Genomic DNA, 16,040 nt, shown 5'->3' on the forward strand with positions numbered 1-16,040 from the left:
CTTTTGATTTTAATAACCTCTTTATTATTGTTTAATTGCCACTGGTTTGGTGAAAAAGAAATCAGGACGGATGTTGATCATCAGGTAAGCCCATGTAGGCCGATGATTGGTTGCGTCCATCGTTGATTTTTTAACATACTCGGTACTGTTGTTTGCGAGCATGAAAGCATAACCAAGCTCCAGCGTAGTAAACTTGTTCAATGCATAGTTGGCTATAAAATCAAATTCGTATCCAAGATCTTTTTTAAGATAATTTTTGTCAGCATCCAGCGTGTTCACCATATTTTGAGCCAGTTGGAAATTGTGAACATCGGCCGACAAAGAGAACAAGTTCGACTGGTATTTTATTTTAAAGTATGCATCCTGCAGACCGCCTACTGGTGAACCGGTTCCTACATAATAATAATCCATGTATCCCCAATGTTTATGCGGTGTTCCGTACAGGGGATCAAAGCGATGGTTATCGGTAGCTGCAGTAGAAGAATCATTACCTGATAAATAATCATATCCCAAACCAAAGCTGATCTTGCCTTTTTGCAAATTGATCGAGGCGGTATAATGAGAAGCCTTCAGGTTCTTTCCATCCCGGTCTTTTCCGCTTTGGAAATAAGCGCCTACCTGCCATGACTTTTTCAAACCGGAAGCATTACCAATGGTTCCATTGATCATTAATCCGTAAGTAAGACGGCGGTTCACGCCTTTTACGTCATATCTTCTACCGAATACATAACCGCTTGAAGCGCCGCCTACTGAATCGAGACGGTATTTTGAGAAATCGTCTTTAAAGAAAAGTCCTGCAAATTTCGTTTGGCCGAACTTGCGGCTGATGTACGCCATTTGCATGGATTTATATTGCTGGTTCATGCCATTGGTGCTTATAGTGTTGTTCAGCACCGGAGAACCCGATAAGCTGCTTTTTGCACCCATAGTGCCATTGGCCGAAAGTGGAATGAGACCTGCTGGTGTTGCCACCAGGTTACCGAGCGAATTGGTAACATAAGGCGGTACATTACCGGGTGTATAGAAGGCATTTGTTACACCGGCACCATCGGAATTTTGATTAAAGCCAACGCCAAGGTCAACCTGCCAGCCATGGTGCATTGCTTTTAACAGTAAGGCGTCGTGACGGCGGGCCTGTTGCAACCAGTCGAGGTCGCCCAGCAAACGCACATCATCATATATTAAAGCCTGACGGCCGATCTTGAAGGAAAGATTGTCGATACCTTTCATTTTTATGGTGGTATCGAGCGAATTCATGAGGGTAACTTCTGCCCAGGCTTCGTGCACCATCAGCCTGTTTCCGTCGGCATTATTAATGGTAGAAGCGTCTTGCCCCCATACCCGTACATCCTGAACAGAGAAATTGAAGTTTAAACGGTCCCATTTGTACCCAAAAGTTAAACGGGCCCGTTGAGAGGTGAAAAAAGCAGCGTCGGACCCAGTTGTATTGAGTGTTCCGTACCCGTTACGTAATTCGGTACGTGTTCTCAGTTGCCCCTGCAATGAAAATTGCGCGGTGCTGTTGAACGGTTTACATAAAAAACACACAATTCCGGTTCCTGCCATGAAAATTAATTTTTTCCTCATACTTTTGTTTTGGTTTTTTTAAGATGATGATTCATTTTAAAATTTGCTTACCCCGGTTAGACTGCCATCTGCCGGGGTTTTTTAATTGATTGGGTTACTTGTTAATATAGCCATGCAGTGAATTTTATTAAGCAATTTGGTTTAATACATGGCAGGCAATCGTTTGGAACTCATAAGCGGGCAACCGTTAGCATCATCTCTCTAAAACCATTTGCCCCTGAGCCATTGCTCTGGCGGGGCCTCTCTTACATTCAATTATTCTTCTATTCCTATATAAACCAGTTCATTTTCAATTTTTACGGGATATGTTTTGATATCACCACAATCATCGCCGCTCAGGCACTGACCCGTAACCAGTGAAAAAGTTTTTTTATGGAACGGACAGGCCACTTTGGGTTCATTGTTTTGCGTTCCGATCATCCCACGGCTCAGGGCCATTTGCTGGCGGTGCGGACACATATTCTGTGATGCGTACCACTCTCCGCGGCGACTGAAATTGAACAGGGCGATCTGTTCGTCGTGGTATTTTACACATACGCCACCGTTTTCGGGTACATCTGTAGTACGGCAGGCTAAAAACCAGGTAAGTACTTTTTCTTGTATCATAACATGAACATTGTGTTTTACAAAAAATTCCCTATTCAGCTTTCACTGATCATTTTTCCAATGGCATTCAAAATGGGGGAAATAAAAACCCGCTGCATGGTTGATGCAGACAAACAATCGTTAGAAATACGCAGCCAGTACCGGCAATAGCCGGTCAGCTACATGGCAAATGTGTGTGAGTGTTTTAGTATCAGAAGATTATCAGAGACAACAGGCAACGTGATGCATGAGTATTGCCTGTTGTGTTTTAGTTTATTTCCACTCCTTCGCTTTTTTCTGTTCCCGCATGGGTTCAAATTGTATCGAAGGATCTTTTGATTCAGGTGCATTTACAAAATGCGTGAACCGCTTGCGGATCTCAGGATTCTCCACCGCTTCTTTCCATTCGCATTTGTAATTATCAACCAGCGTTTGCATTTCTGCTTCCAGTTGTTCGGCAATACCTAAGCTATCATTCACTACAACATTACGCAGGTAATCGATGCCGCCTTCCATTTTGTTCAGCCAGGTAGCTGTACGGGTTAATGGATCGGCTGTTTTGATGTAGAACATCAAAAAGCGGTCGATATATTTTATACAGGTTTCTGAATCGATGTCAGTTGCCAACAGTAAGGCATGCTGTGGTTTTGAACCGCCGTTTCCGCATACATACAGGTTCCAGCCTTTTTCGGTAGCTATTATACCGAAATCCTTGCTTTGTGCTTCGGCGCATTCGCGTATACAACCCGAAACAGCCGACTTTAATTTATGCGGAGCGCGCAGGCCACGGTATCTTTCTTCTATCTGAATGGCGAAGCTAACGCTGTCGTGCAGGCCAAACCGGCACCAGGTGCTGCCCACGCAGCTTTTCACTGTGCGCAGGGCTTTACCGTATGCATGACCGCTTTCGAAACCTGCTTCTATCAGTTCGCTCCAGATGGCCGGCAGATCATTTACGTGCGCGCCGAACAGATCGATACGCTGACCGCCGGTTATTTTTGTATAGAGATTGTATTTCTGAGCAACCTGACCTATTACGATCAGTTTTTCGGGCGTGATCTCACCACCAGGTATACGCGGTACTACTGAATAGGTTCCGCCTTTTTGAATATTGGCTAAAAAACGGTCGTTGCTGTCCTGTGCGGTATCATTTCCTTTTGCCAGGATCATATCATTCCACAAACTGGCGAGAATGGAGGCCACCGGAGGTTTACACAATTCGCAACCATCGCCGGTTCCCAGTTTATTCAGCACTTCGTCAAATGTTTGCAGCTTATGCACCTTCACCAGGTCGTACAACTCCTGGCGGCTGTAATTAAAGTGTTCGCAAAGTACGTTGCGTACATATTTACCTTGCGATTTAAGTGTATGGGTGATCAGGTCTTTAACCATGGGAACGCAACCGCCGCAACCAGTTCCGGCTTTGGTGCATTTTTTAATTGAATCCATGGTTTCATTTCCGTCGCAAACTGCTTTGCAGATATCGCCTTTTGAAACGCTTTCGCAACTGCAGATCAACGCATCATCGGGCAGGTTGGCCACACCGGCGCCACCTTCATTACCAGCGCCGCCACGGGCGCCCAGGATCACATCTTCGGGGTTTGGCGGTAACACCACTTTGTTCTTGGTGGTTTGCAGCAGCATATTGTATTGTTCTGCATCGCCTACCAGAATGCCACCTAATAAATATTTTCCGTCGGGTGAAATATTTACGCGTTTGTAAACACCTTTCATGCGGTCTTCCAGCACAATGCTGCGGCCCTCATCAACCGACACAAAAGGATCGCCAAAGCTGGCCACATCAACACCAATCAGTTTCAGCTTGGTGCTCATATCGAAACCGGTGAACGACTTGTCGCCGCCCATTAAGTTGGTGGCTACTACTTCGGCCATTTCATAACCAGGCGCTACCAGCCCATAGATCATTCCGCCATGCAAAGCGCATTCGCCAATGGCAAAAATGAACGGATCGGTAGTGGCCAGGCGGTCATTTACGACAATACCGCCGCGGTGACCCGTTTCCAGTCCGGCCAGTTTAGCCAACTCATCGCGGGGTTTAATACCGGCCGAGATCACTAGCATATCTATATCCAGTTTGGTATCGTCACTGAACTGCATACCGGTAATGAACTGGTCGCCCAGGATCTCGGAAGTGTTCTTGCTGGTATGAATGGAGAGCCCGAGTGATTCGAGCTTTGCTTTTAATATGTTGGAACCGGCTTCATCAATTTGCCGGGGCATTAAGCGGGGAGCAAATTCAATTACGTGGGTATTGGTAACGCCGAGGTCGATCATGGCTTTGGCGGCTTCCAAACCCAACAAACCACCACCTATTACTGCACCGGTCTTAGCTTTTTTAGCATAAGTGGTCATCATTTCCAGGTCTTCAATAGTGCGGTAGATAAAAACGCCTTCTTTTTCAACGCCGGGAATGGGTGGCACAAAAGCAGCTGAACCGGTAGCCAGGATCAGATAGTCGTAAGACTCATTAATGCCGTGGTGAGAACGAACGGTCTTTTGATCGCGGTCTATATAAGAAATGGGATCTCCCAAATAAATTCTGATATTATTTTCAGCATACCAATCGAGGCCGGCCATGGTAAGGTCATCGGCTGTTTTTCCGGCAAAGTATTCGCTAAGGTGTACGCGGTCGTAGGCCGGACGGGTTTCTTCCCCAAAAACAACAATCTCAAACTGCCCTGGCTGGGCTTTGGCTGTCAGTTTTTCACAAAACTTGTAACCAACCATTCCATTGCCAATAACTACTATTTTCATAAACTGCGTTTTTTGGATCAATCAATTTATCGCAGGCAATCGTTAAACATTAAATAAAATCACATATAATATCTAAATGGCAATTCGCTATAAAATTTACCGCTGTTTTGTGATCTGTGTAATAAAAATAGTCATTTTTAATATTATTTTTATAGTGTATTCCTATATGAGTAATATATTTATTTTATTTATGCGTAATTGTTTAAGATTTTCTCTCAATTTTGAGGGCAGAATCAGACCATATCAACAATTTCTGTAGCTAATGCGGTTTTGCACGGTCAGCTTGCCACGAGAATTAATATTAATTTTATTTACATATAAATTTATTCTTGTGAAACGAAACAAAAATGGATGTGATTTAAAGAGCTGCTTTCTATGCAGACTCTGTTCAAAAGAATGGCTGCCGGCAATTGATATACATCGCCAAAGCTTTCACGTGAACAAGGGTGAATTGCTTTTTACCGAAGGCAGCGAGGTAACCGGTATATATTTTATATATAAGGGAACTTTTAAAGTGCATAAAAAATGGGCCGATGACAAGGAGCTGATCGTTCGGCTGGCCAAGAACGGCGCCATTTTGGGCCATCGCGGTTTGGGTAATGATATATATTACCCGGTTTCGGCCACTGCCCTGGAAGCCTCGGAAGTATGTTTTATAGACCTTGGCTTTTTTCAATCGACCCTTAAAGTGAACTACCAGTTCCTGTACGAGTTGATGCTGTTCTTTGCCGGAGAGCTGAAGGAGTCGGAAAAAAAGATGCGCAACCTGGCCCATATGACCGTAAAGGGCAGAATTGCCCAGGCTTTATTATCCATGCACGCAAAATTTGGGACCAACCCCGAAGGTTTTATAGATATTAACCTCAGCCGCCAGGACCTGGCATCGTATACCGGCACTACTTATGAAACGGTATTCCGTACCATTAATGAACTGGTACAGGAAGGCAGCATATCTTTATCGGGCAAACATATTTGTGTACTGGATGCGGGGAAGTTGAATGCTCATGCGAGTGAAGAATAGGCATCCCATCTGTTCCGTTTTTATATAAAATTTTCTATTAGTGGCAGCATCATTTGTTCAACCTGAATTAATTGTAGCAGGAGCCGGCGCCGGCGATCCTGAACTGATCACATTAAAAGCGTACCGCCTTTTGCAGGAAGTTCCTGTTGTGTTGTACGACAACCTCGTCAATAAATCTTTGCTTGAATATACAAAGCCGGATTGCGAAAACATTTATGTGGGCAAATTGCCTTATGGTGATTACACCCCGCAGGAACAAATAAATGCGCTCATCAAAGAGAAAGCCTTTGCAAAAGGAAAAGTATTGCGCCTGAAAGGCGGCGACCCTTTTATTTTTGGAAGAGGGTTCGAAGAGATCCTGTATGCACGGCAACAAGGTATAAAAACAACTTTCATCCCCGGCATTACCAGTATGCAGGCGAGCGGGCTGTACGATATTCCCTTAACCTTCCGCAATATCAGTGAAAGTATTTGGGTAGTAACCGGTACAAAAAAAGATGGCTCTTTATCGGCCGATCTTCAACTCGCCATACAAAGCAAAGCAACAGTAGTGATATACATGGGAATGAAAAAACTTACCGAGATTGCAAACATATATATTGATAAAGGATATGGCGATATGCCTGCAGCTATTATTCATTATGCTTCGCTCCCCTATCATAAAATTGCGAAGGGTATGATCAAAGACCTGCCGCTACTGGCAACAGAACAACACATCACGCATCCATCATTGATCATAATTGGCCCGGTTACCAATATCGATAATTTGATTGGAACCGAATAGCCAGCAAAAATCCATTTAATATATACTAGCGAATATCATAAACCGTTATATATTACAATAAAATTAAAGTACAAATCGTACTTTACTGAAGGATTCCTACCGATGCTTTGGCTGCAACAGCTATGCTAAGTGATTCTATGTAGCGCCCAATACGGGTTGGGTCGTATATTAAGAACTTTCGCATTTTTTTTATTGTCCTTTCTTAATGTTTTGGTGTTTATAACGTGTGTTGCTTTTAATAGCAGCAGTAAAAGCTGGTTAACGATTACTGCGCCTCAAATTTCTTGAAGTTAACACAAAGGCTCTGGTTAGGCACTAAGAGCTCCCGGATAAAAAAACCGGGAGCTTAAATTTTTCATTATGGAAATTTTATGCTCTATACCAGGATTAACAGGCCTGAAGGATGGGTTGATTGCTTCTACCGGCCTGAACATGAAAAAGGAAGTAGTTTTTGCAAAACACTTTCAACATCCTACGTGTACCTTATCCTTAAGCCCCTTTAGCGTTTCGCGCGACATGCATGCGATATTCAGCTGGGCATGGAAACCAGGCAGGGCGGCTAAAACGTTGGCAGCAAGTTATCAGTATGCCGGCAATTCCGATTTTGCCCGCTCATTTATGGTAATGCTGAGTAACCGGTTCGCTATTTGCCAGGTTGATATCTGCGCAGCAGATAAAGACGAACTCTATGATGCTTATCCAACTTCCTCAGGCGATTACATCATCCGTCTTTTGATGAATACCAATAAGAAGACCGTTCGCCCGCTTCACCTCAAAGCCTTACAAACCTGTGTGGAATATTTCTTTTTATTCCCCGAGATACGACAGATCATTGCAGAACCCGAAACCGATAACAAAGCCTACAATGAAATATTGTTAAAGGCTGGATTTCAGTTTGAAGAACAGGTCCATAACCAATATACACTATGCAACCTGTTTGTATGTACACGGCAAAGCTTTATTTCAGAATAAAGCCAGGAAACCGATAGGAGAATTTAGTAAGAGCTACCACACTCCTCTTTTAAGTTTTCTTTCAATTTCTGGTGTCACCATTAACCTTGTCCAACAAAACTGAGTACAAAAAAAGTAAAGGACGAAGTGATCATCACGGTTCTTTATCCTTTCTTTTAATGTTCTTAGCCATTACTGTTAACCTTGTCCTGAAAGCTAAGAGCAGAAAGTGAATAACAGCGGTATTGAGCGCTTTCCATAAATCTCTTTCTACTCTTTTATTCCCTGACGCTCTTAGCTTCAATTAACCTTGTCCTTAGCAATCCCAGGCGACAGCGTTGATAAAGCATGGTAAAGAGAAATTCCGGATAACGCTCTTTGCTTCTTATCGATGTAACACCTGGTACTAGACTCTCAAAAGCTGCCTTATCCTCTATACCTTGTCCTCCCATGTAAATGCCATGGGTTTATGAAGCAGAATTCATATGAATTATTAAACCTATAAAGGAGGGGATCGGCCATAGATCTCCTCCTTTATTATTTTATTGTCACTACAAAGTTTTCACCCGCCCTTTTCATTTAAATCATTCTCCACTACGCCGTATGTTTTGCTCACGTTGAAACCACCCGTTCGCTAATGTGCTCACTCGCAATGCTGTAGATTAATCTCTACACCCCCCTGAAGGGGTGCAGGCACGAATTTTTAGCTCTTACATAAAAAGGAATATGACGCTGAAAGCATTCTACTGGAAGTATTCTTTATGGGCGGCCATACTCAATACGGCAAGCATTGTTGTTTATTTATTGAGCCGCCGTTATGAAAACGCCTGGTGGTTATACATCGGTAACCTTTTATTCTGTGCAGTGGTATTGATGGGGGTATTCAGAGGTTATCACCGGGTACATGACACCGCCAGTTTACGGTCATCGACCATGATGGGGATCAAGATCACCATCTACGGTATTTTATTGGCTTCGCTGTTTTGTGGAATAGTATTATTGATCAATTCCATGGTCACCGGTTTAAACGATGCCAGCAACCCGCCGCAAAGCGGCCGGGGCGATGTACTATTCACCATCCTATCGAACACCATTGGGGTTAATGCGGTATTAGGGGCGCTTGCGGCTGTAATTGGTTCCACCGCAGTGAAGAAGGACCAAAAAACCGAACAGGGTAAAACAATGTATTAATACAACATGGGTGAATGCCGTGGCTCCCAGAGCGGTGTGGACACCCCTTATTATACCCACCTCCTTTCCGTTTTCACCATCTGAAACTGGGTACCTTTAATGTAAAGGTCGTGGTCGAGAAGGGAGTATTGCCGGGTTCGGTTCCAACACGCCGTTAGGCCGCGCCGGGCAACCGGTTGAAATTGCAGGCTGTTATGTATTCCTGGCTTCTGATGAAGCTTCCTATATGAACGAACAGGTTCTTCACCCCCAATGGCGGTGAGATCATTAACACTTAAAACAACAACAATGAAAACACTCGGCATTATATTGATTGTCATAGGCATTGCCATGATAATAGTCAGGGAAATAAACTTTACCACCGAAAAAAAAGTGGCCGACCTGGGCCCCATTGAACTAAATAAAAAAGAACAGAAAACAGTGGCCTGGCCACTGTACGGCGGCATTGCCGTAGCTGTCATTGGGGTGGTGGTATTACTGGCATCGCGAAAAACGGCGCCCTAAGGGTATTCCCTCAATGGGGATTTTAATGCTCAGTCCCCCCGGAACAGGATTTGATACAATTAAATTCACTAAAACATCTATTACTTATTCTAAAATTTATAATCATGACTACAACAACTAAAGTTATCCTGGGCCTGGTAGGCGCAGCTGCAGTTGGCGCTGCGGTTGGAATGTTATTAGCACCGGAAAAAGGAAGTGATCTTAGAAAGAACATTAAAGATCAGGCTGGAAAATGGAGCGATAAACTAAATGACATGTGGCAAAATGGTAAAAAAACTGCCGAAAAAGCCTCTTCACGGATGCAAACCGAAATTTAAAATATTCCGGTTTAAGCTCCGAAACCATATCCGGGCAGGCCTCAGGCCTGCTCTTTTTTTGCCCATATGCCTGCTAAAACAATAACAATTTGTACGCTAAAAGAAAAGGCTTCCCAATACAGCGGGAAGCCTTTTTTATTTAAACTCGAAATACTCATTAATTCTTCAGCAGCTTAAGAGTTACTTTTTGAGATCCCTGTAAACAGAATGCTGTATAATATCCCTTTGGCCAGTTCAACCCTAATGTTAAAGTTGAATTGTTAGAAACCTCATACATCTTCATAAACCCGCCTGTAGCGTCGTAAATGTAAATGTAAACCGGATCAGTATTGGAACTGGTTACCTTTAGTTTGAAACAAGTGGTTGTTGGGTTGGGAGAAGGAATTACAGTTAAAATTCCCAGGGTCGGCGCCTTCAGTTCAAGCGCAGTTATAGTTACGGTATCAGTAGCGGTTGCACCCAGGTCGTCGGTTACAGTGAGCTTGAATACGTAAGTACCGGCCACCAGATTATTGAGCACCGTTGTAGAAGCCAGCGGTGTTAATAAAGTAAAGGTGGTAGGACCGCTTACTTTCACCCATTTGTACGAAACGATCTTGCCGTCAACATCATAAGAAGCCGATCCGTCGAGGGTTATGCCCGCCGTAGGAAGCTGCAAGGTGATGTCGTTGCCGGCATTGGCTATTGGAGCCTGGTTACCAGGTGATGCCGTATCATTTACGATAACATTAATATCATCACTGGCGGTTGCGCCATAATTATCGGTTACTGTTAAACGGAACACATAAGTTCCAACAGCAAGGTTACTAACTGTAGTGATTGCAGAGCCAGAGCTACCGATCAGGAATTGTGTGGGTCCGCTCACTTTTGACCAGGCGTATTTTGAAATAGTACCATCAGGATCGTAAGAAGAGGAACCATTCAATGTAACGCTACTGGTGGGCAGGGTGATCACAACATCTGTTCCCGCCATGGCAACCGGTGGTTGATTAGCCGGTGTGTTGACATTATTTACGATCACATTTACATCATCAGTAGCAGTAGCGCCTTTATCGTCGGTTACTGTCAATCTGAAAACATATGTACCGGCAATCAAACCAGTCAATGCAGTAGTTATCTGGCTTGCACTGGCAATTGTAAACGTTGAAGGACCGCTTACTTTTGACCAGGCGTACTTCACAATAGTTCCATCAGGATCGCTGGAAGAACCACCATTCAGGGTTGTGCTGTTGGTAGGCAGGGTAATGTTAATATCAGACCCTGCGTTGGCAACAGGTGCCAGGTTGGCTGCAAGCACTGTTACAGTAACATCATCAGTACCAGTAGCACCTTTATCATCAGTCACTGTTAACCTGAACACATACACACCAACTGCCAAACCTGTAACGGTTGTATTGGCTACACCAGCGCTGGTGATGCTGAACTGTGAAGGACCAGCAATTTTTGTCCACGCCCAGGTGGCAATGGTGCCATCAGCATCTTTAGAGGCTGAACCATCGAGCGTAACAGAGTTTGTAGGCAGCGTAATAGTTATATCAGTACCGGCATTGGCTACAGGCGCCTGATTGGCTGGTGGCTGGCTTACTGTTGAAGCAAACAGCTGGCTCATGGGAACATACTCCTCAATGGTGCTGGGGCTCGACCAGTACATTTCCAGCACACTGCGATCATCATTGTTAAAATATTCCAGCTTGATATCGTATTTCTGTCCGGCCACCATTGAAATGGGCGAAGAAGAATATGAGTTTGGATAATCTTCCTGCCAGCCATCGATGACCAGATTACCATTCACCCAAAGGCGATGGCCGCCACCTGCGTTTAACCTAAAGGTATAGGCTTCAGAAAACTGGGCCATTACCTGACCGGTCCAACGCATTGAATAAACATTTCCGGAAATTTTATGGTGTACACCCAGGCGCATCCAATCCTGGAAACAGATATTACAATCGACCCTTTCAAATATTTTGTTCGAAAGCTTGTCATCGTTATAATATTCCCCTTTCAATCCACTTCCGTCGCCCCATACAGTGGAGGCAAACGCGGCTACATTTGTTTTACCTGAGTGGGTGAGCAACCAGGGCTGGCCGCTTGCCGGCTGCACCCTGAAATTCTCATTAGGACCCGCATCTGAGCTCAGGTAGCAATCAACCGGGCTTGAAGGTGCAACCAACGTACCACCGGCAGTACCAGCTATTGTGCATCCAATAACATCCAGTCTTTTGGCACCGGAGGGCGACTGGTTAATAATACCTGCTTTTTTAAAACCGGTAATAGTGCAATTCCTCATGAATACGGGGAATGGTCCGTCTAATGGACCTTCATCCATTATTACTGCATAATCAAGACCGGCAGCATCTATGATGAGGTTTTCATATTTCGCGCGTTGACTGCTTAAAGAAGCGGCCCTTATCAGAACGGGGGCGTTGTACAACTGTCCTCTGCGATAGCAGTATGAATTCACATAAGCACCGCCAAAGATCCCTGCTTCGCAATTATATACTACAAAGTCTTCAATTACGTGGTGTTGTTCGTTGTTCTGCCACGACACCAAACCGCCTGAGCAGTTGTGGGCCATATTATTGTTAAACGTCCAGGGACTTTCAACTGTTCCTTCATCCCACAAATAGGCGCCGCCTATACGAAAATCGCCGGGATTGCCTACTACCACATTATTGATACAGGTGTTGTCATCACCAACACCCAGCAGGAAGGCGCTAACAGTTAAAGAATTGGTTGACCCTGGTAAGTATTTGGTCATGCCTACAAAGTTGCCATCAAATGTAATGCTATGGGCAGGGTCCAGTACATCCCACCAGAAGGCAATTTCGGTAACATTGTATGCTACATTACCTTTCATGGTAACACCATTTGAACTATGCGGTACATAAGAATGGCTATCGCAATCGCGAATTACACATCCTTCAACCATTGATCCTATACTGCCATCATCGCAGTGGTGAAAGTGTAAACCATATCTTCCCAATACAAATTCGGAGGCAGTGCCGCTCGGGATTCGGGGACCTGCATAGCGGATCTGCACATATTTAACAGTTTGGGGAACTGAGGAGCGAATGAAAATATGTATGCGGCCATTGGCTGTTCCCTCAATACGTACGTTACGCGTAAGGTTTACAACTTCGGGCGACCAAACATTATTGATCTGCGGATGTACACGAACAGTTGCGGCGTTCAATGAAATTGACGATCCTGAAATGCTATTGATGGTACGGTCTTCAAATCCGGTAAGATAAGCGTCACCAACACTTGTTGACTGGGTAGGTGCAATGGTGATGTTATCACCTGCCTGCCAGCCCGATGGCGTACTGCTTAATGAAACAGAAGTAGTGCCCGATGCAATGCTGCCGGCAGCGCGGGTAAACGAAGTTTTGGTAGCACCCACTAAATTAAGCGCACCTGATCCCATTACCCACAAGCCAACGTCTGTTGACAAAACATCCATGCCACCACCAATAAATTTGGTCATGTCGACATTAATGAATTGTAATAATTGAATAACACTGGCCGAAGAGGGAGTCATTTGTAAAGTTCCTTCAACCACAACGTTGCCTGAAGATTGCAGTGTAGTGCTTTTGCTACTGTCGAACTGTAAGGTGGCGCCGCTGCTAACACTTACACCAGCATAGCTCGCTGTTGTAAAATCGTATGTAACTGTATGTCCAGATGAAATGAGCGGAATGTCGGAGGGTCCAGGTAATTTACCTCCCCATGTGGCGGGATCAGACCATTTACCTGATTGAATAGTGGAGATTGTACCTACGAGTGCAAAAGTCTGTCTGGGGGCGCACTTAATCACTTCGGCACGGATTTCTTGCTTTTTTGCTCCCAATTGGGATGCGATACACATACCGGTTGCAGTCAACGACGCATCCCGGAGGAATTTCCTTCGAGTATTAGTGTTCATCATAGGGATATTTTACGTTTTTCTAAAAGAGTAGTTTCACGGTTTTCTAACAATTATGGTGCCTGAAAACATGTTCGATAAAAGATTCATAAAAAAATAGACTAAAGTCAAACACATTTTACTGAATCGAAATATGTAATTCACTTTTCATCCTTTTCAAACTTCTTTCTCTTATAGAACCTGCTTCCGTGTTAGTCTTTACTATAAACAGCACGATCATAAAAAAAGTGTGAGAAAAAATTCTAGATTTCAAAAAGCAATAATGTTTCGTATATCTACGGAAGAAAGGTACTATTTCGTTATGGAGTTATTACTATTTTGACGTAAGTATTTGTTCTTAGCCAAATGTGGAAAACAGCTGGCTAGCAGCAGAATAAGAAAAGTGAAAAAAAGGGAATTTGTATGAAAAAAGAATATGTGTTGAGAAGGGAATAAAACAAAAAAGCCAGTTTCATAAGAATTATTCTTAATGAAACTGGCTTGTATATATACTATTATAAGAAGAAATGTCTAACAAACGTTTGTGGCGATTAATTGTAAGCGCAACAATTCACTGAACGCCTCACCGGCATCGCCGCAAAAAATATTTTATGGATACTTCGCAACCGTTTGCAGCGGCGGCCCTATTTCAGCATTGCTTCGAACCGGTTGAATATTTTAATGAAACCCCACAAGGCTACTTTGAATTTCCAGAAGGGAAACAGTCCGCTCACGTGAATACGGCTGATAAAGAATTTATTTTTCACCGGTAATTTATCGACCCAGTTACTTACCCTGAATGCGAGCCTTACATCATTTTGTGCAAGCAGCTCAAACATGGCCTGGCGCTTTTGATCGTCCTTTTGGTTGTAGGCGCCAAAAGTATAAGCATGGCAGGGCTGAACCGGGATGTTCAGTTCCTGCAACCGGGCTCTTGTTTTTTTGAGATCTGCTTCAATCTCGGGCAGGCTCAATTTTGAATAGCTTTGATGCGTATAGGTGTGCAGCCCAAACTGAACCATGTCTTTGCTCATTGTAATGGCTTCGGTTGCCGACATGAATTCACCCATGGGGTTTGGAGAAACATGGTTATTGTCTGGCGACTGAATAAAACCCGCCACCAGGAAAATATTCGCCTTGATATTATATTCTTTCAGGAGTGGATACAGGCAGGTATAATTATCGCGGTACCCATCATCGAGCGTGATCATTACCGGTTTGGCTGGCAAGGGCTTTTTTTGCTCCACATGCTCCAGCACCTCACTAATAAATAGTGTGGTATAGCCATTTTTGTTCAGGTATTCAAAATGCTGGCGCAACTGTGTGGTACTTACTGTAAGGAAATCGGCCTCAGCAGCACTGATCTTATGATAATTTAAAACCGGCAAGCCATTAAACGCAGCGCCCATTTTAAAGATCAATACAAGCGCAAGCAACCCGATAATTCCGATTAACAGATAGATCATCTTTTATTCCTTTAGCTTTTGAGTACGCTGCCCTTCCCTATTTCAGGATCTTTTTAAGCCGTTGAGTGATCCTTATAAATCCCATCAATGACATTTTAAATTGCCACATAGAATAGTTGCCATTTATGTGTAAGCGGTTAAGCAGGAACCTTTTTGACAGATTTAAAGGCAGGCGGTTCAGCCTATCGCCCACTTTAAAGGCATATCTAACACCATGCTTTTTAAAAATACCGAACACTTCAGCCTGTTTTACCAGGTCATCCTTAAAATGATAGGCCCATGGATAGGCAAATACCGGCTGGTATGATATTCCAAGGTCATCGAGCCTTTGTTTCGATGCCCGTGTATCTTCATCGATCTCGGCCAAAGTAAGGTCGTGGTAGTTTTTGTGGTACATTGAATGCAGGGCACATTGAACATGCTCTTTGCACATATCCTTTACCTCTTCTACCAGCATAAACTCCCCTTCGGCGCGGGGCCCCAGGTTGTCGGGCGTTTGAACAAAACCGGCCACAATGAACATGACCGCCTTGCAATTGAACTCCTTTAATAAAGGATACAGCTCGGTATAATTATCCCTGAAACCATCTTCCAATGCGATGATCAACGGTTTTGGCGGCAAAGGTTTTCCGTTTTCAACGTAATCGATCATGTCACTTAGCCAAATGGTAGTGTATCCATTTTTAGTGATGTATTCCAATTGCTCGCGCATTTGGGAAGTAGCAACTGTGTAATAATCAGGCTTTTTTGTACTGCTGAACCGGTGATAAACCAGCACGGGCATCCCTTTTAAAAAGGGTCCTGCATATAAGTACATCAGAATGAAGCATATTACCAGGAATGCAACTGGTATTATTATATATACCATGGCTGGGACATTTGATTAATTGTTAATTATTTATAATTAGCACACCCCGTATACCGGGGTCTTCAGGAAATATGATGCTATTCAGGTTTT

At 43.8% G+C, this 16,040-nt stretch carries 13 protein-coding genes; 7 read left to right on the forward strand and 6 right to left on the reverse strand.

All coding sequences use genetic code 11. From position 1 onward, the window contains the following. Positions 1–24: 24 nt before the first annotated feature. The 3 genes from A3860_RS12235 to nirB form a co-directional block, all read right to left on the reverse strand. Positions 25–1,566, reverse strand: coding sequence for an alginate export family protein (locus A3860_RS12235; protein WP_245843529.1), 1,542 nt, complete (start codon positions 1,564–1,566; stop codon positions 25–27). A gap of 276 nt (positions 1,567–1,842) precedes the next feature. Beyond that, positions 1,843–2,193: a nitrite reductase small subunit NirD gene (gene nirD / locus A3860_RS12240; protein ID WP_081146988.1), complete on the reverse strand. Its 351-nt coding sequence runs from the start codon at positions 2,191–2,193 to the stop codon at positions 1,843–1,845. 252 nt (positions 2,194–2,445) lie between these two features. Further along, a complete protein-coding gene (nirB, locus tag A3860_RS12245) occupies positions 2,446–4,947 on the reverse strand; it encodes a nitrite reductase large subunit NirB (protein WP_081146989.1) in 2,502 nt (833 codons plus the stop codon). 331 nt (positions 4,948–5,278) lie between these two features. Here nirB and A3860_RS12250 point away from each other — a divergent pair, with 331 nt between their 5' ends. From A3860_RS12250 to A3860_RS12280, 7 genes are all read left to right on the forward strand, one after another. Continuing rightward, positions 5,279–5,968, forward strand: coding sequence for a Crp/Fnr family transcriptional regulator (locus A3860_RS12250; protein WP_081147119.1), 690 nt, complete (start codon positions 5,279–5,281; stop codon positions 5,966–5,968). A gap of 40 nt (positions 5,969–6,008) precedes the next feature. After that, positions 6,009–6,752: a uroporphyrinogen-III C-methyltransferase gene (gene cobA, locus A3860_RS12255; protein WP_081146990.1), complete on the forward strand. Its 744-nt coding sequence runs from the start codon at positions 6,009–6,011 to the stop codon at positions 6,750–6,752. Between the two features lie 360 nt (positions 6,753–7,112). After that, a complete protein-coding gene (locus A3860_RS12260; RefSeq protein WP_081146991.1) occupies positions 7,113–7,724 on the forward strand; it encodes a GNAT family N-acetyltransferase in 612 nt (203 codons plus the stop codon). Positions 7,725–8,429: 705 nt separating this feature from the next. After that, on the forward strand, positions 8,430–8,894 hold the full coding sequence (locus A3860_RS12265) for a hypothetical protein (protein ID WP_081146992.1): 465 nt from the start codon (positions 8,430–8,432) through the stop codon (positions 8,892–8,894). A 181-nt stretch (positions 8,895–9,075) separates the two neighbouring features. Further along, positions 9,076–9,156, forward strand: coding sequence for a hypothetical protein (locus A3860_RS41855; protein WP_245843534.1), 81 nt, complete (start codon positions 9,076–9,078; stop codon positions 9,154–9,156). Between the two features lie 26 nt (positions 9,157–9,182). Beyond that, positions 9,183–9,398 (forward strand): hypothetical protein, encoded by a 216-nt coding sequence (locus A3860_RS12275; protein ID WP_081146993.1) that lies wholly within the window; start codon positions 9,183–9,185, stop codon positions 9,396–9,398. Positions 9,399–9,502: 104 nt separating this feature from the next. Then, positions 9,503–9,715, forward strand: a complete 213-nt coding sequence (locus tag A3860_RS12280) for a YtxH domain-containing protein (protein WP_081146994.1) — start codon at positions 9,503–9,505, stop codon at positions 9,713–9,715. A gap of 157 nt (positions 9,716–9,872) precedes the next feature. Here the strand turns inward: A3860_RS12280 and A3860_RS12285 are convergent, their stop codons facing one another. The 3 genes from A3860_RS12285 to A3860_RS12295 form a co-directional block, all read right to left on the reverse strand. Next, the gene (locus A3860_RS12285) at positions 9,873–13,640 is read right to left on the reverse strand and encodes a PKD domain-containing protein (RefSeq protein ID WP_081146995.1); all 3,768 of its coding nucleotides are present in this window, start codon (positions 13,638–13,640) and stop codon (positions 9,873–9,875) included. Positions 13,641–14,260: 620 nt separating this feature from the next. Beyond that, on the reverse strand, positions 14,261–15,082 hold the full coding sequence (locus A3860_RS12290; RefSeq protein ID WP_081146996.1) for a polysaccharide deacetylase family protein: 822 nt from the start codon (positions 15,080–15,082) through the stop codon (positions 14,261–14,263). Between the two features lie 37 nt (positions 15,083–15,119). After that, positions 15,120–15,950, reverse strand: coding sequence for a polysaccharide deacetylase family protein (locus A3860_RS12295; protein ID WP_081146997.1), 831 nt, complete (start codon positions 15,948–15,950; stop codon positions 15,120–15,122). Between the last annotated feature and the right edge of the window lie 90 nt (positions 15,951–16,040).

The sequence above is a fragment of the Niastella vici genome (assembly GCF_002077945.1).
Classification (GTDB): Bacteria; Bacteroidota; Bacteroidia; order Chitinophagales; family Chitinophagaceae; genus Niastella; species Niastella vici.